A 16,814-nucleotide genomic window follows, 5' to 3' on the forward strand; every position below is an offset into this window, starting at 1 on the left:
TGTGGGGCGTGATCGACATTTCGAATGCTCTTGTTCCGAGTACGGGAGCAACCGCTGCTGCGGCGAACGGTCTGAGGCGCTGTGCACGGCGGACGCCGCGAGCGTCCCGGGGGCGGTCGGTCAGCCGGACCGAGCGCGAAAGGCGCGAACTGCCCCGTCGTGCCGGGTGAGCCCGGTACGCCGACGATGTGCTGGTCGGAGGTGGCCGCCGCGCGGGCGGCTGTCGGCGGACGCCGCGGGTGGACCGCTCGCGGCCCACCCGCGTGGTGCGCTCAAGCCTTGCCGAGAATGCGGGTCATCTTGGTGCCGCAGACCGGGCACGTGCCCTTCGCCATGCGGCGTCCGTTGGTCTCCGTGACCTCACCGGAGAAGTCCCGCTTCTCCCGGCACTTCACGCAGTAGCCGTTGTACGTATCGGCCACGGCTCCCCTCCTTCGTGTCGTGACCCTGCGTTGCCGCCGGGTCGTCGGTAGCCCGGGTCCGGGCCGCGCTGGGGGAACGGTACAGGCGGACTAATCAGCCTGCATACATAAAGAGCATCGCATGTTCGGCTTAAAGGAGTAATCCCTTGGGTGATCACGCGGCGTAGGCGGTGCGGTGAAGCTCACAGGGGGGTCCGTTCGTCAGACCCGCTAGCTAAGGTCAGCTCTCGTGGCTGAACCCCAGGTCGAGGTGCGCCGCAGCAAGCGTCGGCGGCAAACGGTGAGCGCCTACCGAGATGGCGACAAGGTCGTCGTCCTGCTGCCGGCCCGGATGAGCCGGGCGGAGGAAAAGCGCTGGGTGGCGGACATGCTGAGCCGTCTCCAGCGCAGCGAGACGCGACGGCGCTCGCCCGCCAGGGACTCCGACGAAGCGCTCGCCGAGCGGTGCCGCGTGCTCGCGGCGAAGTACCTGGACGGCCGGGCTGAGCCGGCCACCGTCCGGTGGGTCGCGCCGATGCGGACCCGGTGGGCGTCGTGCACTCCGAGCGATGCGTCCATCCGGGTGAGTCGACGCCTGCGAGATGTACCCGGATGGGTGCTGGACTACGTCCTGGTCCACGAGCTGGCGCACCTGCTGGTGCCGGGTCACGGGCCCGCGTTCTGGAAGCTGGTGCGCCAGTACCCGAAGACCGAACGGGCGGTCGGCTACCTCGAAGGGTTGTCCGCGGCGGCCCACCTGGACCTTGGATTGGACGACGACACCGAGCCGGAATCCGACGCCGTCTGAGGGTCCAGAGGCACGCTCAGGGCCGCTGTCTCCCTCAGGCGGCCGTCTTCCGGAAGATCCCCTGCCTCAGCCCGGCAGGGGTCTGAGTCCGTGGACGTTCCGGGCTCCGGCACGTCCACACAGCCTTACTGCTTGTCCGGCCCGCTGCCTCGCTGCTCGTCGCCGCTCTCGCCGGTGGAGCCTTCGCCGGAGTCGCCGGAGCCACGGGAGTCACCCGAGTCACGCGAGTCACCGGACTCGCTGCCCTCCGCGGAGCCCTCCGACTTCGCTGCCTCGTCGGCCTCGGCGCGGCGGATCGCCGCGATCGGGTCGTCCAGGTCCGTCGAGCCCGCGCCCCAGCGGTCGGCGAAGTCCAGCGGTTCGTCGAGGTCGTCGCTGCCGGGCAGCAGGTCGGGGTGGTCCCACACGCGGTCGCGGCTCTCGACGCCGTGCCGCTCGGTCATCAGCCGCCACAGCGTCGCCGCCGCCCGCATCTGCCGGGGGCGCAGCTCCAGGCCGATCAGCGTGGCGAAGGTCTGCTCCGCCGGGCCACCGCTGGCCCGCCTGCGGCGGACGGTCTCACCCAGCGCGCTCGCGCCGGGCAGGCGTTCGCCGATGGCGTCGGCGACGACCACGTCGACCCAGCCCTCGACCAGCGCGAGCAGCGTCTCCAGCCGCTTGAGCGCGGCCTCCTGCTCCGGGGTGGTCTTCGGCTCGAGCATGCCGGAGTTCATCAGCTCCTGCATCGAGCCCGGGTTGGTGGGGTCGATCTTGCCCGCCAGCTCCTCCAGCGAGGAGGTGTCGACGCTGATGCCTCTGGCGAACTCCTCGACGGCGCCCAGCAGCCGCTGCCGCAGCCACGGGACGTGGCTGAACAGCCGGTGGTGCGCCGCCTCGCGCGCGGCCAGGAAGATGGTCGCCTCGCTGGCGGGGCGGTCCAGGCCCTCGACGAAGCGGTCGATGTTGGCGGGAAGCAGCGCCGCGGTGCCCTCGGGCCCCAGCGGCAGGCCGACGTCGGTGGAGGTCAGCACCTCGCCGCCGAGCTGGGCCAGCCCCTGGCCGAGCTGCGAGCCGAAGGTGAGCCCGCCCATCTGGCCGAGCATGGACAGCAGCGGACCGGCCGCCTGCTTGGCCTCCTCCGGCAGCGCCTCCAGCCACGCGTTGGACATCCGCTGGGCGATCGGGTCGCACAGCCGCTGCCAGGTCGGCATCGTCTTCTCGACCCAGTCCACCGACGACCAGGTCTGCACGCCGCGCACGCCCGCGGGCAGCGACGTGGTGGGGTCCAGCCACAGCTCGGCGAGCCGGACGGCCTCCTCGATGGCCTTGACCTGCTCCTGGCTGGGCCGTTCGGTGCGCTGGCCGCTGTGCAGCTGCTGGATGGCGAGCTGCTTGGCGAGGTCGTAGTTGACCGGCCCCTCGCCGCCGCCACCGGAGTGGCTGAGCACCTGACCGAGCTGGGTCAGCATCTGGCCGAGCTGGCCGATGTCGAAGTTGGGCATGCCGCCCGGACCACCCGGCAGTGCGCCGAAACCGAAGCCGGGCATGTCCCCGTGATTTCCGGCGCCACCCTCGGAGCGCCCTTCCGACGAGTCGCGCTTGTCGCGGTCGTCGGGGTCCTGCGGGCCGAACCCGAACGGCAGATCACTCATGGTTCCACCGTACGCGGGTCGCGCGGGTCCGTAGAAGCCGTCCACGCGCTCGCCCTGGGTGAACACGTACCCTGTCGCCTCGTGACACGCCGAACGTGGACCCTGATGACGAGTGTGCTCCTGGTCGTGGTTTTCGGAATGCTCGGCGCGTTCGTCCAGGTGCCGTTCGTCGCGCTGGGGCCCGGTCCCACTTACGACACGCTGGGCACCGAGGGGGACACGCCGGTCATCCGCATCGACGGTCAGCAGACCTTCCCGACCGGCGGGCACCTGAACATGACCACGGTGACGGTCACCGACCAGCTCTCGCTGTTCGGCGCGCTCGGCTTGTGGGTGAGCGGCCGCTACGCGCTGGCGCCGCGCGAGGTGTACTTCCCGCCCGACAAGTCCGAGCAGCAGATCGAGCAGGAGAACACCAAGGCGTTCAACGACTCGCAGACCACCGCCGAGACCGCCGCGCTGCGCTACCTCGGGTACCCGACGAAGGTGCTGGCGGGCGAGATCGTCAAGGGCAGCCCCGCCGACGGCGTCATCGAGCCGGGCGACCGGCTGATCAGCGCGAACGGTCGTCCGGTGACCGACGCGGCTTCGCTGCGCGAGGCGCTGGCGGCCAACAGGCCGGGGGACCAGGTCGAGATCCGCTTCCGGCACGCCGACGAGCCCGAGCGCACGTCGACCGTCCAGCTCGGGCAGCATCCCCAAGGCGAGCCGCAGGGCTTCCTCGGCGTGGCCGCCACCGAGCAGCCGGACGTGCCGTTCGGCATCGAGATCAGCCTGGCCGACGTGGGCGGGCCCTCGGCGGGCCTGATGTTCTCGCTGGCCATCATCGACAAGCTCACGCCGGGTGAGCTCAACGGCGGGCAGTTCGTGGCCGGGACCGGCGAGATCGATCCGGCAGGCAGGGTCGGGGCGATCGGCGGCATCCCGTTCAAGATGGTCAAGGCGCGCGAGGCGGGCGCGACCACCTTCCTGGTGCCCGCGGGCAACTGCACGGAGGCGAAGGCGCAGGCTCCGGCGGGGCTCCGGCTGGCCAAGGTCGCGACGCTGGACGAGGCGAACAAGGCCCTCGAAGCCCTGCGCAACGGCCAGGCCCCGGCCGGCTGCTGAGCGCCGGGCGCGGCCGAGGGCACTCGCCCCGGCGCTGCCGACCACGCAGCGATCAGCCCGGCTACCTGTAGCCGGGGCCGCGACCGCCGGAGAGCGCCCGCAGCGCCCGCCGGTCGGGCTCTGCCGCGGCCCCGGTCACCGGCTCAGGCTGTGAAGGTCTCCCGCAGCGCGTCGAGCAGGTTCGGCGCGAGGTCGGCGTCCTCGACGACCTCGCCCGCCTCCTCGCCCTCGGCGCGCAGTCGCATCAGGCAGGCGCCCCCGCCGTCGCGCAGGACCGCGGCGACCAGCCGGGCCTCCCTGCGCTCCGGGTGCTCGGCGGCGGCCTGGCGGGCCTGCTCGCCGTCGGTGGGCAGCTCCGCCTCGGCCTCCGGCGGCAGCACGACGATCTCCTGCACGATCGCGCACCCCGCGACCTGCTCCGGCCAGCTGATGCGGGCCAGGGCCTCGGCCAGGTCGTCGGCGGGCAGCGACTCCTGTGCGATCGGGGTCAGCGCGGACTCCGGGTCGAGCTGGTCGGCCAGGTTCGGCTGAGAGGCGAGCAGCTCCGTGGTCGGCACCAGCGCGAAGATCTGGGTGGGCTGGTCCCACCCGGCCGCCCCGACGAACTCCTCGATCTCGCGGGTGGCCACTCGCAGGGCGCCGGCCATGTCCTGGGTGTTGTCCGGTGACATGCGCTCATCGTCGCACCCGCGCCCGCCTGCGTGACCAGCGGCGCCTCGCGTGTGAGATGTCCGCTTGTTCCAATTTCGCAGTGCGGTTCTGGAACTACTCCGGGGGGTCGTAGAGTTGAACATCATGAGCGGGGTCGGCGCTGCTCGCGGCGGCCTCCGGGCACTGAATGACCATCCCCAGGAGAGTGCGTTGTGGCCATGCGGCCCCCGGTAGGAATGCCGAAACTGTCCCGGCGGAGCCGGATCCTGCTGATCCTAGGCGGGGTGGTGCTGATCGCCCTCATCGCCGGGTCCAGGCTCCTGGGCACCTACGTCGACTGGTTGTGGTTCGGTGAGGTCGGGCGGCGGCAGGTGTTCGCCACCCAGGTGTTCAGCCGCCTCGGGCTGGGCGGCGCCGCCGGCGTCTTCGTCGGCGTGGTGCTGCTGCTGAACCTCTGGATCGCCTACCGCAGCAGGCCGGTGTTCGTGCCGGTCAGCGGGCCGGACGACCCGCTGACGCGCTACCGCACGGTGGTCACCGAGCGCTCCCGGCTGTTCGGCTGGGGCATCCCGGTCGTCATCGCCGTGATCGCGGGCCTGACCGCGCAGTCGGACTGGCAGACGCTGCAGCTGTTCCTGCACAGCGTCCCGTTCGGCCAGGTGGACCCCGAGTTCGGCAAGGACATCTCCTTCTACACCTTCCAGCTGCCGTTCTGGCGCCTGCTGCTGTCGTGGTCGTTCGTCGCGATCACCGTCGGGTTCATCGGCGCGCTGGTCACGCACTACATCTTCGGCGGGATCCGGCTGGCCGGGCGCTCCGGGCAGATCGCGGCCCCCGCGCGCATCCAGCTGTCGGTGCTGGCCGGGCTGTTCGTCCTGCTCAAGGCCGTCGACTACTTCCTCGACCGCTACGACCTGCTGCTGTCGGACCGCAACAGCCTGTTCACCGGTGCCACCTACACCGACCTGAACGCGCTGATGCCGGTCAAGCTGATCCTGATGATCATCGCGGCGTTCTGCGCCCTGGCGTTCTTCGCCGCGATCTTCCTGCGCAACCTGCAGATCCCGGCCATCGCGACCGTGCTGCTGGTGCTGTCGAGCATCCTGGTCGGCTCGGTGTGGCCCGCGCTGCTCGAGCAGTTCTCGGTCCGGCCGAACGCCAACCAGCGCGAGGCGCTGTCGATCGAGCGCAACCTCGCCGCCACGCGCAGCGCGTTCGGCATCGGCCCGGACAAGGTGACGATCAAGGACTACCCGGGCCGGACCGCGCTGACCCCGGGCGAGGTCGCCGACGACGAGGGCACGATCCCCAACATCCGGCTGCTCGACCCCAACGTCCTGTCCGACACCTTCACCCAGCTCACCCAGCAGTACAACTTCTACGGCTTCAACGAGAAGCTCGACGTCGACCGCTACCACGACGCCAACGGCCAGCTGCGCGACTACCTGGTGGCGCTGCGCGAGATCGACACCGACGGCCTGGCCCAGAACCAGCAGAGCTGGATCAACCGGCACATGGTCTACACCCACGGCAACGGCTTCATCGCCGCGCCCGCCGACCGGGTCGACTCCACGTTCCAGGAGGGCGCCACCCAGGGCGGCTACCCGGTGTTCCAGATCAGCGACGTCGCCAACGGCGGCAAGGGCGCGATCCCGGTCGACAACCCGCGCGTCTACTACGGCGAGCTGCTGAACCAGAACGACTACGCGATCGTCGGCGGCAGCCCCGGCGACGCGCCGCGGGAGTACGACACCGACCGGTCGGCCTACACCTACGCGGGCAAGGGCGGGGTGCCGCTGGGCAACTTCTTCAACCGGCTGGTCTTCGCGGGCTACTACGGGGAGCGCAACTTCCTGTTCAACACCGCGATCGGCTCCGACTCCAAGATCATGTACGAGCGCAACCCCCGGGACCGCGTGCAGAAGGTCGCGCCCTGGCTCAAGCTCGACGGCGACCCGTACCCGGCGGTGGTCGACGGCAAGGTCAAGTGGATCATCGACGGCTACACCACGCTGGACAACTTCCCGTACTCGCAGCAGACGCAGTTCGGCCAGGCGACCACCGACACCCTCACCGGCGTCGAGCGCCAGCCGAACCAGCCGATCAACTACATCCGCAACTCGGTGAAGGCCACCGTCGACGCCTACGACGGCTCGGTCGACCTGTACGCGGTCGACGAGAAGGACCCGGTGCTCAAGGCATGGCAGGGCGTGTTCCCGGGTGTGGTCAAGCCGGCCGGCGAGATCAGCCCGCAGCTGCGGGAGCACTTCCGGTACCCGGAGGACCTGTTCAAGGTGCAGCGCCAGCTGCTCACCCAGTACCACGTGACCAACCCGGGCGACTTCTTCTCCAACCGCACCTTCTGGGAGGTCCCGCCGGACCCGACCAGCAGCGGTCAGGGCGGCAGCAACCAGGGCAACCAGCAGCCGCCGTACTACGTGCTGGCGCAGGTCGAAGGCCAGGAGCGGCCGACGTTCCAGCTCACCAGCGCCCTCACGGCGCTGAGGCGGCAGAACCTCGCCGCGTGGGTGTCGGCCTCGTCGGACCCGCGGGACTACGGCAAGCTCACCGTCCTGCGGCTGCCGACCGACACCCAGACCCCGGGCCCCAACCAGGTGCAGAACCAGATGGAGTCCACCCCGGAGGTCACCGAGAACCGGACGCTGTTCAACAACCCGCAGGTGACCGCGATCTTCGGCAACCTGCTGACGCTGCCGGTGGCCGGTGGGCTGCTCTACGTCGAGCCCATCTACATCCAGCGGAACGAGACCGAGTCGTATCCGCAGCTCGCGCGGGTGCTGGTCTCCTTCGGCGGCAAGGTCGGGTTCTCCGAGACGCTGGCAGGGGCGCTGGAGCAGGTCTTCGGTCCGGGAGCGGGCCAGACCGCCGGTGACGAGCAGCCGCCGGGGCAGGACAGCAACCAGCCGCCCGGGCAGCAGCCCCCGACGCAGCAGCCGCCGGTCGGCAGCCCGGAGATGACCAAGGCGGTCGCCGACATCCGCTCGGCGCTGGAGGCGGTGCGCTCGGCGCAGCAGTCCGGCAACTTCGGCCAGCTCGGCGCGGCCTACCAGCAGCTCGACGAGGCGCTCAAGCGCTTCGAGCAGCTCGGGAGCACCGGCGGCTGAGCCTGCCCGGCCTCAGGCGGCGGGGGCGCTTCGCGGTGGACGCGGGGCGCCCCCGCGGTCGTTCGTCCTGCGGAAATGAGGTTCGTATCCGCGGGTTCGAATGACCCTGGTCACTATTCAGGAGGGCTGGTTTGCACTAAGATTCGCCGGTCGCCTAGTCTGTTGGCACAACACAGCGCGGGGTGGAGCAGCTCGGTAGCTCGCTGGGCTCATAACCCAGAGGTCGCAGGTTCGAATCCTGTCCCCGCTACCAAGATGGTGAAGGCGGCGCACTTGCTAGTGCGCCGCCTTCACTTTTTCCCGGTGTTTGTTGGGGGGCCAAGCCCCCCATGCCCCCACGGTGCGGTGCGGGCTTTCGTCGGCTCCTCGGCTTGGGTGCGTTCCCGGCCTGGTTCTTGACCAGCTTCCGTCGCTTTGCCGTCGGATAGGTGGCCCGGTGGGCTTATGGGCGTCCGCGATGATCTGGACAGTGTTTTGCCTGGTCATCCGGCGTTTGGAGCGTTAAGGGGACCCCGGTTTCGGGGGCTGTTGGGGGCCGTGTAAAGTTCTGTTCACAACGAAAGACGGCGCGGGGTGGAGCAGCTCGGTAGCTCGCTGGGCTCATAACCCAGAGGTCGCAGGTTCGAATCCTGTCCCCGCTACTGACGAAGGCCCGGACCGGTTGGTCCGGGCCTTCGCTTCGTATTCATCGGGTGCCGGTCATCGGGGTGGCTGTGGCCGGCCGGCGGTTACAAACCCTCCGCCCAGGTCCGGGCGCACGCGGGCGAGCACACCCGCCCGTCGCCGCGGACCGTGTGGTGCCTGCGCACGGTCCGTCCGCACACCATGCACGAATCCTCGCTTGCCAGCTGGAACGGCACCACGGCCTTCGCTCGCTCGGTGACCTTGCCGGTCACCTTGGTCCCGGTCTCCGCGAGCTTGGTACGCAACCAACTGCGATGCACGGTCGCCTCCTCCGACTACTCCACTCGTCCACGGCCTCCTGCGGGCCGGCCAAGAGCAGAGTGCTCGCCCGCCGGTGATGTTGGGCAGGCCCGGCGGGCCAGAGCACCTCATAGGACCGCGAATACCGCCCGGACAGGGCAGCGCGGGCCGGGGTGGTTGCGCTCCGTGCACCCGCGTTCGCCATTCGGCCGAAACGAAACCGCTTCATGTGTGAGTCCGCGAGTGGGGTCACCGCCACCGGCGTTGACGGGAACGGAGTAGCCGTTCGTCCACTCGGACCAGTCCACTGCAACCACAGTGGACAGATGTGCTGGCCACTGTGGACACCATCGCGCACACGTGGCACCTTGGAGTCGTGACCGAGCTGAATGCGACATCCGCCGCCCTGTTGGGCCTACTGCACGAGGGGCCGAAGACCGGTGGCCAGTTGGTTGCGGCCGCCACCGAGCGCTTCGGCGGGTTCTTCAGTGTTACCCGCAGCCAGGTGTACCGGGAGCTGCCCGCCCTCACCGACGCCGGCCTGCTCCGCCTCGGCAAGCAGGGACCCCGCTCCAGCCAGCAGTACGCGATCACCGCCGCCGGCAAGCGGGCCTTCAAGTCCTGGCTGAACACCGAGCCCGGCCCGGACAACGTCCGCAGCCCGCTGATCCTGCGCCTGGTCCACTCCGGATCGCTGACGCCCAAGCAGCGGGCCGCGCTGGTCGACTCCGCCCGCGTCCAGTACGCGGCCAAGCTCGACGAGGCGCGCAACGCCGCGAAGGCCACCACCGACCCGTACGAGAAGGCCGCGGCCGACTTCGCGGTGGCCCACAACCGCGCCGTGATCAAGCTCCTGGACGCCATCCCGGAGTGATCGCCACGCCTGCCGTCGGGCGGCCCTGGCATGGGGCTGCCCGACGTCGAATAAGGCCGTCCTCGTAGGCCGGGGCCCACCGGTCAAGTACTCTTGAGCACTGTGAATCCCGACGTCGCCGCCGACCTCAAGGAACTGTCCACCACTCTCGAGGGCATCGAGAGCGTGATGGATCTGGACGCGTTGCGCGCGAAGATCGCGGAACTGGAGCAGGAGGCGGCCCGCCCCGACCTCTGGGACGACGTGGAGCACGCGCAGCGGGTCAGCAGCCAGCTCGTGCACCGCCAGTCGGAGCTGCGCAAGATCAACGACCTGCGCCAGCGGGTTGAGGACCTGGAGGTCCTCTACGAGCTCTCCGAGGACGAGGGCGACGACTCCGGGCTCGCCGAGGCCGACTCCGAGCGCACCAAGCTCAAGAAGGACCTCGAGGCGCTGGAGGTCCGCACCCTGCTGTCCGGCGACTACGACCAGCGGGAGGCCGTCGTCACCATCCGCGCCGAGGCCGGCGGGGTGGACGCGGCCGACTTCGCCGAGATGCTGATGCGGATGTACGTGCGCTGGGCCGAGCGCCACGAGTACCCCGTCGAGGTCTACGACACCTCCTACGCCGAGGAGGCCGGGCTGAAGTCGGCGACCTTCCGGGTCAACGCCCCCTACGCCTACGGCACGCTGTCGGTCGAGCAGGGCACGCACCGGCTGGTGCGCATCTCGCCCTTCGACAACCAGGGCCGCAGGCAGACCTCGTTCGCCGGCGTCGAGGTGCTGCCGGTGGTCGAGGAGACCGACCACGTCGAGATCCCGGAGAAGGACATCCGGGTCGACGTCTTCCGCTCGTCGGGTCCCGGCGGCCAGAGCGTCAACACCACCGACTCCGCCGTGCGCATCACGCATGTCCCGACCGGCATCGTGGTGTCCTGCCAGAACGAGAAGTCGCAGCTGCAGAACAAGGCCGCCGCGCTGCGGGTCCTGCAGTCCAAGCTGCTGGCCAAGAAGAAGGAGGAGGAGCGGGCCGAGCTGGACGCGCTGAAGGACAGCGGGTCGAGCTGGGGCAACCAGATGCGCTCCTACGTCCTGCACCCGTACCAGATGGTCAAGGACCTGCGCACCGAGTTCGAGGTGGGCAACCCCGACGCGGTGCTCGACGGCCAGATCGACGGCTTCCTGGAGGCCGGCATCCGCTGGCGGCGTCAGCAGGACGCCGCCTGACGGTCTCGTCCCCGCCTGACGGGCCCGTCCGCGGCCTGTGAGCGGCCCACTCCGGTAGGTAGCCGGTCCCGAGCCCCGCGAGTGCTGCTCGGGACCGGACGGGCCTGCGGGCGACTGAGGTCACACCGCGTGGTGGCCGTTCCAAAACGCCTGGTAGACGGGTGTCGCGCCGCTGAAGTGGGTGAGCGAGGTCCCTCGAACGGTCGCGGGTAAACTCACGCCCCGTGATCCGGCTCGAACACGTGTCAAAGGCGTACAAGACGTCGACGCGACCCGCCCTCGAGGACGTTTCGGTCGCTATCGACAAGGGCGAGTTCGTGTTCCTCATCGGCCCCTCGGGGTCGGGCAAGTCGACGGCCCTGCGGCTCCTCCTGCGCGAGGACGTGCCCACCCGCGGACGGGTGTGGGTCGCGGACTGGAACGTCGCCAAGCTGCCCCGACGGCGGGTGCCCCGCCTGCGGCAGCGCATCGGCTGCGTGTTCCAGGACTTCCGCCTGCTGAACAACAAGACGGTCGCCGAGAACGTCGCCTTCGCCCTGGAGGTGATCGGCAAGCCCCGCCACACCATCCGCAAGGTGGTGCCGGAGGTGCTCCAGCTGGTGGGCCTGGACGGCAAGGCCGACCGCATGCCGCACGAGCTCTCCGGCGGTGAGCAGCAGCGCGTCGCGATCGCCAGGGCCTTCGTCAACCGGCCGCTGGTGCTGCTCTGCGACGAGCCGACCGGGAACCTGGACCCCGACACCAGCCAGGACATCATGCTGCTGCTTGAGCGGATCAACCGGACCGGCACCACCGTCGTGATGGCCACCCACGACCACGGCATCGTCGACTCGATGCGCCGCCGCGTCGTGGAGCTGAGCCTGGGCAGGGTCGTGCGCGACGACGCCCGCGGCGTCTACGGCGTCGGCCGCTAGCGGCGGTCTCCCCGGCATCCACGTCCCCCGACTCAAGCCAGGAAAGCTGACACAATGCGCGCGAGCTTCGTATTCAGCGAGGTCGTCAACGGCCTTCGCCGAAACGTGACGATGACCATCGCGATGATCCTGACGACGGCCATCTCGGTCGGCCTGCTCGGCGGCGGTCTGCTCGTCGTCCGGCTGATCGACAAGATGCAGGAGACCTACCAGGACCGGGTCGAGGTCGTGGTCTTCATGACCGACGACGTCAGCGCCAACGACCCCGGGTGCTCCGAGCAGCCCTGCGCGGGCATCAAGTCCCAGCTCACCCAGGCCTCCGGCGTCGAGACCGTGCGCTACGAGAACCGCGACGAGGCGTTCGCCAACTTCAACAAGGTCTTCGAGTCCCAGCCCGAGCTGCGCGAGGTGGCCCGCAAGGAGGCCATGCCCGCGTCGCTGCGCGTCCAGCTGGAGGACCCCGACCGGTTCCCGGTGATCGAGCAGCAGCTCTCCGGCAAGCCCGGCGTGGACAGCGTCGTCGACCAGGCCGACTACCTCAACCGGCTGTTCGAGGTGCTCAACGGCGTGCGCAACGCGACCTTCTCGATCGCGCTGGTGCAGGCCTTGGCGGCGTTGCTGCTGATCTCCAACACGATCCAGCTCTCGGCGTTCACCAGACGGACCGAGACCGGCATCATGCGCCTGGTCGGCGCGACCCGCTGGTACACCCAGCTGCCGTTCCTCCTGGAAGCGGTGGTCTCGGGTCTCATCGGCGCGACCCTGGCGATCATCGGCCTGCTGATCTCGAAGGCGACCTTCATCGACAAGGTCATGGCGCCGGTGTTCGGCACCGGCATCATCCCGGAGATCGGCTACGCCGACATCGCCTGGGTCTCGCCGATCCTGCTGCTCGTGGCCGCCGGCATCTCCGCGATCACCGGATATGTGACGCTGCGGCTCTACGTCCGCTTGTAAAGTCTCCGGTATGGCGAAGGAACAGGGCCGCAAGCTGATCGCGCAGAACCGCAGGGCGCGGCATGACTGGTCGGTGCTGGACACCTACGAGACCGGGATCGTGCTCACCGGCACCGAGGTGAAGAGCCTGCGGCAGGGCAAGGCGTCGCTGGTCGACGGGTTCGCCACCGTCGACCGCGGCGAGGTGTGGCTGCGAAACGTCCACATCCCCGAGTACACCGAGGGCACCTGGACCAACCACGAGCCCCGGCGCTCGCGCAAGCTGCTGCTGCACAAGGACGAGATCATCAGGCTGATCGGCAAGATCCAGGAGAGCGGTCTGAGCCTGATCCCGCTGTCGCTGTACTTCTCCGACGGCAAGGCCAAGGTCGAGCTGGCCCTGGCCAAGGGCAAGAAGGCGCACGACAAGCGCCAGGACCTGGCCAAGAAGGACGCCCAGCGCGAGATCGAGCGGGCCATGGGCCGCGCCCGCAAGGGCAAGTGGTAGCTCCGGAGCCGATGGGCGGGGCTGCGCGGCCCGCGGCCGGGTCCGGGCCGGACGCCGGGCCGGATCCGGAGACGGGGTCCGTGGGCTCGGCGGTCGGGTCCGGCCCTGTGGGGCCGGCCACCGACGCCGACGTTCCGGCGTGGCTGGCCGGGCTCGGCATTCCCGGGCTGATCGACCTGCACACCCACTTCCTGCCGGACCAGGTGCTGCACAAGGTCTGGGCCTACTTCGACCAGGCGCGTACCCACTACGGCGTCGAGTGGCCGATCCACTACCGCCATCCGGAACCGACCCGGTTGCGGGTGCTGCGCGACCTAGGGGTGACGACGTTCGCGCCCCTGGTCTACCCGCACAAACCGGGCATGGCGGCCTGGCTCACCGAGTGGGCGCTGGACTTCGGCCGCCGCACCCCGGGGGCGGTGCCCACGGCCACGATGTACCCGGAACCCGGCGCGCACGGCTCCCTCGCGGCCGCCGTCGAGGCCGGTGCTCGGTGCGTCAAGGTGCACGTCCAGGTCGGCGGGTTCGACCCGAGGGACCCGCTGCTGGACCCGGCGTGGGGCCTGCTGGCCGAGGCAGGCATCCCGGCGGTCGTGCACTGCGGGCACGGGCCGCTGCGCGGCGCGCACACCGGGCTGGAGGTCTTCCGCGAGGTCTTGGCCCGCCACCCGCGCCTGGTGGCAGTGCTCGCGCACGCGGGAATGCCCGAGTACGACGACGCGTTGAGGATGGTCGAGAAGTACCCGAGGGTGCATCTGGACACGACGATGGTGGGTGTCGCCTTCAGCGAGAAGATGTCGCCGCTGCCGCCCGACTGGCCGGCGCGGCTGGCGGACGTGGGGGACCGGGTGGTCCTGGGCACCGACTTCCCGAACATCCCGTACCCCTACGCCGAGCAGCTGGCGGCCATCGCGGGATGGGCGGCGGCCGACGACCGGCTGGGGACGTCGTTCCTGCGTGCTGTGCTCCACGACACGCCGGGACGCCTGCTGGGAGTGCTGTCCTGATCGCTTCGGGGATATGGGAATGATCGTCCGGACGGCGGGCGTTATCCTGTTGTTCAGTGGTTCGAAGGACGAGCCACCCGGCAGCAGCCACTCGACAGGGGGGTGAACGGTTTCGACTCCGTACGTTGATCCAAGGGAAGCGTGCCGGTGCAGGCGGAAGACCACCGAAAGCGTCGCCGCAACCAAATAAGCGCCGACAAGAGTCAGCGCGAGTTCGCCCTCGCCGCCTGAGCGAGGAGCGACTCTGTCGGACCGGGAGCGCCTCCGACCCGGAATCCGGCATCAGCTAGGAGGCTCTTACCGCCAGGTTCGGCCGCGGAACCTGGCGGGACATCAAACAGCGGCTGGGCTCGTCACACCGGCTGGTTCGTGAGACCGGTGGAGCCAAGCAGAGGCACAGCGAACTGCGCACGGAGAAGTCTTGGTGAAGCGGCGGAGGACCCGGGTTCGATTCCCGGCACCTCCACTTGGAGCCTGTTCGGCGCCCTGGCGGGCGCCTTCCAGGCTCCTTGTTTTTTGTACGGGGGCCGAGCCCCCGTAGGCCCCCACGGTGCGGTGGGGGCTCTCGTCGGCTTCTCAGGTTCGGGGCGTTCCCGGCCTGGTTCTGGACCAGCCCCACCTCATCGCCCTCTTCGGTGGCTTTGGCCCCCCATGTCGCGTCTTTGCCTGTGGTCGGGGACCGGCTGGTCGCCTTGCTGGCTTCACGGCGGCGTTGCTTTGGCGATATATGCGCATGGGCATATGTGTTGGCCGGGTGGCCCGGCGGCAGTGCGTGGTCCAGTGGCTACGGCGTGGTGGGGACGCCGTGCCGGTCGGTGCCGGCCGGTGGGGATGGTCGGCGACGTTTCAGTAGCCGTCGCCGCCGAAGAACAGCTCCTCCAGCTGGTCGGCGGTGTCGGCCACGAAGGTGAGGGGGTCGGTGAACTCGTTGATGTCGAGGTTCTCCAGCGGCAGGGCGTGCCGCAGCACGACGTGGTCGCCCATGATCGCCGCGCCGCAGACCACCGAGGTCTGGCCGATCTCCTCCAGCAGGCGCTTCAGGTCGACGTCGGCGACCCGTCCGCACACCGACGCCACCTGCACCCAGTCCTCGTGGCTGTCGAGCAGCTCGTGGGCGAGGATGATGACCTGGCTGCGGCCGTCCTCGTACTCGATGAGGATCCTCAGCTCGTCGTCGCCGTCCTCGATGACGCGGTACTCGGTCCGCACGAAGGCGATCAGGTCCTGCCAGGTAGCCACGTTTCCTCCCAGTCCGGCGAAAATTCCGTCGCCGAGCCTATTGCAGCGCCTGTCCCGCCGAGGAGGAATCGCCCTACCGGGTGCGCGTCCGGCGATCGTCCACAGTGGTCCATCCGGCGTGACTGCCGCGGGCGTCCGGGTGCTGCGGGCTAGACTGCCCGCGGGCTAGGCGGTGGGAGACGTAGTGGTGTCAGGCAACGATCGGCGGGCCGGCCGGATGACCTCGGACCCGGACCTGGTCGCGCTGAGCGCCCGGCTGCTGTTCGCGCTCCAGCGTGAGCTGTTCGACACGCTGGCCGAGCGCGGCTACGACGACCTGACGCCGCGCCACGGCGCCGTGCTGGCCTACCTGGACGAGTCCGGTTTGCGGGCCAGCGAGCTGGCCCGGCTTTCCGGGCAGCACAAGCAGATCATCGGCACCATCGTCGACGAGCTGGAAGCGCTCGGCTACGTGGAGCGCAGGCCGGACCCGGCCGACCGCAGGGCCAAGCTCGTGGTGCCGACCGAGCGCGGACGGGCCGAGCAGCGCGAGGCCGACGCCGTCATCGCCGCGATCGAGCACCGGCACGCGCGGGCCTTGCCACCGCAGCGCTATGCGCGGTTCAAGGACGACCTGCGCGCGGTCACCGAGCGGCAGCGGTCTCGATAGCCCGCACGAACCCCTCGGAGTCGGCGACCCAGCCGAGGTTGCGCTCGATGACGGCGAGCGACGCGTCGTGGTTGGCGCGGCTCATCGGCTCGCTGGTGCAGTCCTCGAGCACGACCGGCACGTAGTCGCGGAACATCGCGTCGCGCACGGTCGACTCCACGCACACGCTGGTCGTGCAGCCGGTGACGAGCAGGTTGGTGACGCCGAACCGGCGGAGCACGGCGTCCAGTTCGGTTCCGTAGAAGCCGCTGTAGCGGTTCTTGCGCACGACGACGTCGTTGGGCTCAGGCGCGAGCTCGGGCAGGATCTCGGTGTTCCACGTGCCGTGCACGAGAAGGCGGCCCTCCCCGCCGTCCGGAGTCCGGACCCGCCGGCCGACCTCGACGGCGTCGTGGGCGATGCGGTTCTTCGAGCGCGCGGGCCCGAGGTCGGACAGGTCGGGCAGGTACCCGTGCTGCAGGTAGACGACGGGGATGCCGACCGCCCGCGCGGTGGCGCAGACCCGGGCGATCGGGCCGATCGTCGCCCGCACTGGCCCGATGTCGTTGCCGGCGAGGCCTCCCAGCCCGCCTTCGGCCGCGAAGTCGTTCTGCATGTCGATCACCAGGACCGCGGTTTCGGCGGTGTCCAGTTCGATCTCCTGCGGCTTGGCGTGGAGCGACGCGTGGAGCGACGCGTGGAGCGACGGGGACATGGCGACCTGCTTTCATCACGAGACTTGATAGTCAAGATTCGTGACTGAATATAGGTAGATGCGGACCACCCGCGCCACTGCTTCGCGCAGCGGTGTGCGGGGAGTTGCGAGTGGCCCGCTATCGGGAAGGGGGCGGGAAC

Annotated in this window: 16 protein-coding genes, 2 tRNA genes and 1 other RNA gene; 13 read left to right on the forward strand and 6 right to left on the reverse strand. The window is 69.8% G+C overall.

The features are described 5' to 3' along the window. Positions 1-272: 272 nt before the first annotated feature. Positions 273-422 (reverse strand): DUF5679 domain-containing protein, encoded by a 150-nt coding sequence (locus tag HUO13_RS05505; RefSeq protein WP_211900395.1) that lies wholly within the window; start codon positions 420-422, stop codon positions 273-275. 229 nt (positions 423-651) lie between these two features. Here HUO13_RS05505 and HUO13_RS05510 point away from each other — a divergent pair, with 229 nt between their 5' ends. Next, a complete protein-coding gene (locus HUO13_RS05510) occupies positions 652-1,209 on the forward strand; it encodes a M48 metallopeptidase family protein (RefSeq protein WP_211900396.1) in 558 nt (185 codons plus the stop codon). 125 nt (positions 1,210-1,334) lie between these two features. Here HUO13_RS05510 and HUO13_RS05515 read toward each other — a convergent pair whose 3' ends face one another. Next, positions 1,335-2,840, reverse strand: a complete 1,506-nt coding sequence (locus tag HUO13_RS05515) for a zinc-dependent metalloprotease (protein ID WP_211900397.1) — start codon at positions 2,838-2,840, stop codon at positions 1,335-1,337. Positions 2,841-2,945: 105 nt separating this feature from the next. On the opposite strand from HUO13_RS05515, the gene HUO13_RS05520 reads away from it, so the two are divergent. After that, a complete protein-coding gene (locus HUO13_RS05520) occupies positions 2,946-3,947 on the forward strand; it encodes a YlbL family protein (RefSeq protein ID WP_211900398.1) in 1,002 nt (333 codons plus the stop codon). Positions 3,948-4,090: 143 nt separating this feature from the next. On the opposite strand, the gene HUO13_RS05525 is transcribed toward HUO13_RS05520, so the two are convergent. Then, the gene (locus tag HUO13_RS05525; RefSeq protein ID WP_211900399.1) at positions 4,091-4,618 is read right to left on the reverse strand and encodes a PPA1309 family protein; all 528 of its coding nucleotides are present in this window, start codon (positions 4,616-4,618) and stop codon (positions 4,091-4,093) included. Positions 4,619-4,834: 216 nt separating this feature from the next. Between HUO13_RS05525 and HUO13_RS05530 the strand changes: the two genes are divergently transcribed. The 3 genes from HUO13_RS05530 (at position 4,835) to HUO13_RS05540 (ending at position 8,364) form a co-directional block, all read left to right on the forward strand. Continuing rightward, positions 4,835-7,723, forward strand: a complete 2,889-nt coding sequence (locus HUO13_RS05530; RefSeq protein WP_249125041.1) for a UPF0182 family protein — start codon at positions 4,835-4,837, stop codon at positions 7,721-7,723. 176 nt (positions 7,724-7,899) lie between these two features. Then, positions 7,900-7,976 (forward strand) — tRNA-Met (locus HUO13_RS05535). A 314-nt stretch (positions 7,977-8,290) separates the two neighbouring features. Further along, positions 8,291-8,364: transfer RNA gene (locus tag HUO13_RS05540), tRNA-Met, on the forward strand. Positions 8,365-8,451: 87 nt separating this feature from the next. Here HUO13_RS05540 and HUO13_RS05545 read toward each other — a convergent pair. Next, the gene (locus HUO13_RS05545) at positions 8,452-8,667 is read right to left on the reverse strand and encodes a hypothetical protein (protein ID WP_211900401.1); all 216 of its coding nucleotides are present in this window, start codon (positions 8,665-8,667) and stop codon (positions 8,452-8,454) included. Between the two features lie 356 nt (positions 8,668-9,023). Between HUO13_RS05545 and HUO13_RS05550 the strand changes: the two genes are divergently transcribed. From HUO13_RS05550 to ssrA, 7 genes are all read left to right on the forward strand, one after another. Further along, positions 9,024-9,521, forward strand: a complete 498-nt coding sequence (locus tag HUO13_RS05550; protein ID WP_029621593.1) for a PadR family transcriptional regulator — start codon at positions 9,024-9,026, stop codon at positions 9,519-9,521. A 102-nt stretch (positions 9,522-9,623) separates the two neighbouring features. After that, positions 9,624-10,727 carry a peptide chain release factor 2 gene (gene prfB / locus HUO13_RS05555; protein ID WP_211900402.1) on the forward strand — a complete coding sequence of 368 codons (1,104 nt, stop codon included), beginning with the start codon at positions 9,624-9,626 and terminating at the stop codon, positions 10,725-10,727. 224 nt (positions 10,728-10,951) lie between these two features. Beyond that, a complete protein-coding gene (ftsE, locus tag HUO13_RS05560; protein WP_211900403.1) occupies positions 10,952-11,641 on the forward strand; it encodes a cell division ATP-binding protein FtsE in 690 nt (229 codons plus the stop codon). Between the two features lie 54 nt (positions 11,642-11,695). Beyond that, positions 11,696-12,598 carry a permease-like cell division protein FtsX gene (gene ftsX, locus HUO13_RS05565; protein WP_211900404.1) on the forward strand — a complete coding sequence of 301 codons (903 nt, stop codon included), beginning with the start codon at positions 11,696-11,698 and terminating at the stop codon, positions 12,596-12,598. Between the two features lie 10 nt (positions 12,599-12,608). Next, on the forward strand, positions 12,609-13,085 hold the full coding sequence (gene smpB / locus HUO13_RS05570; RefSeq protein ID WP_211900405.1) for an SsrA-binding protein SmpB: 477 nt from the start codon (positions 12,609-12,611) through the stop codon (positions 13,083-13,085). An 11-nt stretch (positions 13,086-13,096) separates the two neighbouring features. Then, positions 13,097-14,092 (forward strand): amidohydrolase family protein, encoded by a 996-nt coding sequence (locus tag HUO13_RS05575; RefSeq protein ID WP_249124471.1) that lies wholly within the window; start codon positions 13,097-13,099, stop codon positions 14,090-14,092. Positions 14,093-14,190: 98 nt separating this feature from the next. Then, positions 14,191-14,561: a transfer-messenger RNA gene (gene ssrA / locus HUO13_RS05580) on the forward strand. Positions 14,562-14,938: 377 nt separating this feature from the next. On the opposite strand, the gene HUO13_RS05585 is transcribed toward ssrA, so the two are convergent. After that, positions 14,939-15,331: a hypothetical protein gene (locus tag HUO13_RS05585; RefSeq protein WP_211900406.1), complete on the reverse strand. Its 393-nt coding sequence runs from the start codon at positions 15,329-15,331 to the stop codon at positions 14,939-14,941. A 187-nt stretch (positions 15,332-15,518) separates the two neighbouring features. Here HUO13_RS05585 and HUO13_RS05590 point away from each other — a divergent pair, with 187 nt between their 5' ends. Further along, entirely contained in the window at positions 15,519-15,980 is a 462-nt protein-coding gene (locus HUO13_RS05590) for a MarR family winged helix-turn-helix transcriptional regulator (RefSeq protein WP_249124472.1), read from the forward strand. Here the strand turns inward: HUO13_RS05590 and HUO13_RS05595 are convergent. Further along, entirely contained in the window at positions 15,955-16,674 is a 720-nt protein-coding gene (locus HUO13_RS05595) for a cysteine hydrolase family protein (protein ID WP_211900407.1), read from the reverse strand. The two genes, HUO13_RS05590 and HUO13_RS05595, sit on opposite strands and share 26 nt — an antisense overlap. Positions 16,675-16,814: the final 140 nt, after the last annotated feature.

It is taken from the genome of Saccharopolyspora erythraea (genome assembly GCF_018141105.1).
Lineage (GTDB): Bacteria > Actinomycetota > Actinomycetes > Mycobacteriales > Pseudonocardiaceae > Saccharopolyspora_D > Saccharopolyspora_D erythraea_A.

Bases quoted from the DNA above. Each gene is read 5' to 3' on its own strand.
- HUO13_RS05515 (WP_211900397.1), bottom strand. From the start codon at position 2,840: ATGAGTGATCTGCCGTTCGGGTTCGGCCCGCAGGACCCCGACGACCGC.
- HUO13_RS05520 (WP_211900398.1), top strand. From the start codon at position 2,946: ATGACGAGTGTGCTCCTGGTCGTGGTTTTCGGAATGCTCGGCGCGTTC.
- HUO13_RS05525 (WP_211900399.1), bottom strand. From the start codon at position 4,618: ATGTCACCGGACAACACCCAGGACATGGCCGGCGCCCTGCGAGTGGCC.
- HUO13_RS05530 (WP_249125041.1), top strand. From the start codon at position 4,835: ATGCCGAAACTGTCCCGGCGGAGCCGGATCCTGCTGATCCTAGGCGGG.
- ftsX (WP_211900404.1), top strand. From the start codon at position 11,696: ATGCGCGCGAGCTTCGTATTCAGCGAGGTCGTCAACGGCCTTCGCCGA.
- smpB (WP_211900405.1), top strand. From the start codon at position 12,609: ATGGCGAAGGAACAGGGCCGCAAGCTGATCGCGCAGAACCGCAGGGCG.
- HUO13_RS05575 (WP_249124471.1), top strand. From the start codon at position 13,097: ATGGGCGGGGCTGCGCGGCCCGCGGCCGGGTCCGGGCCGGACGCCGGG.
- HUO13_RS05595 (WP_211900407.1), bottom strand. From the start codon at position 16,674: ATGTCCCCGTCGCTCCACGCGTCGCTCCACGCGTCGCTCCACGCCAAG.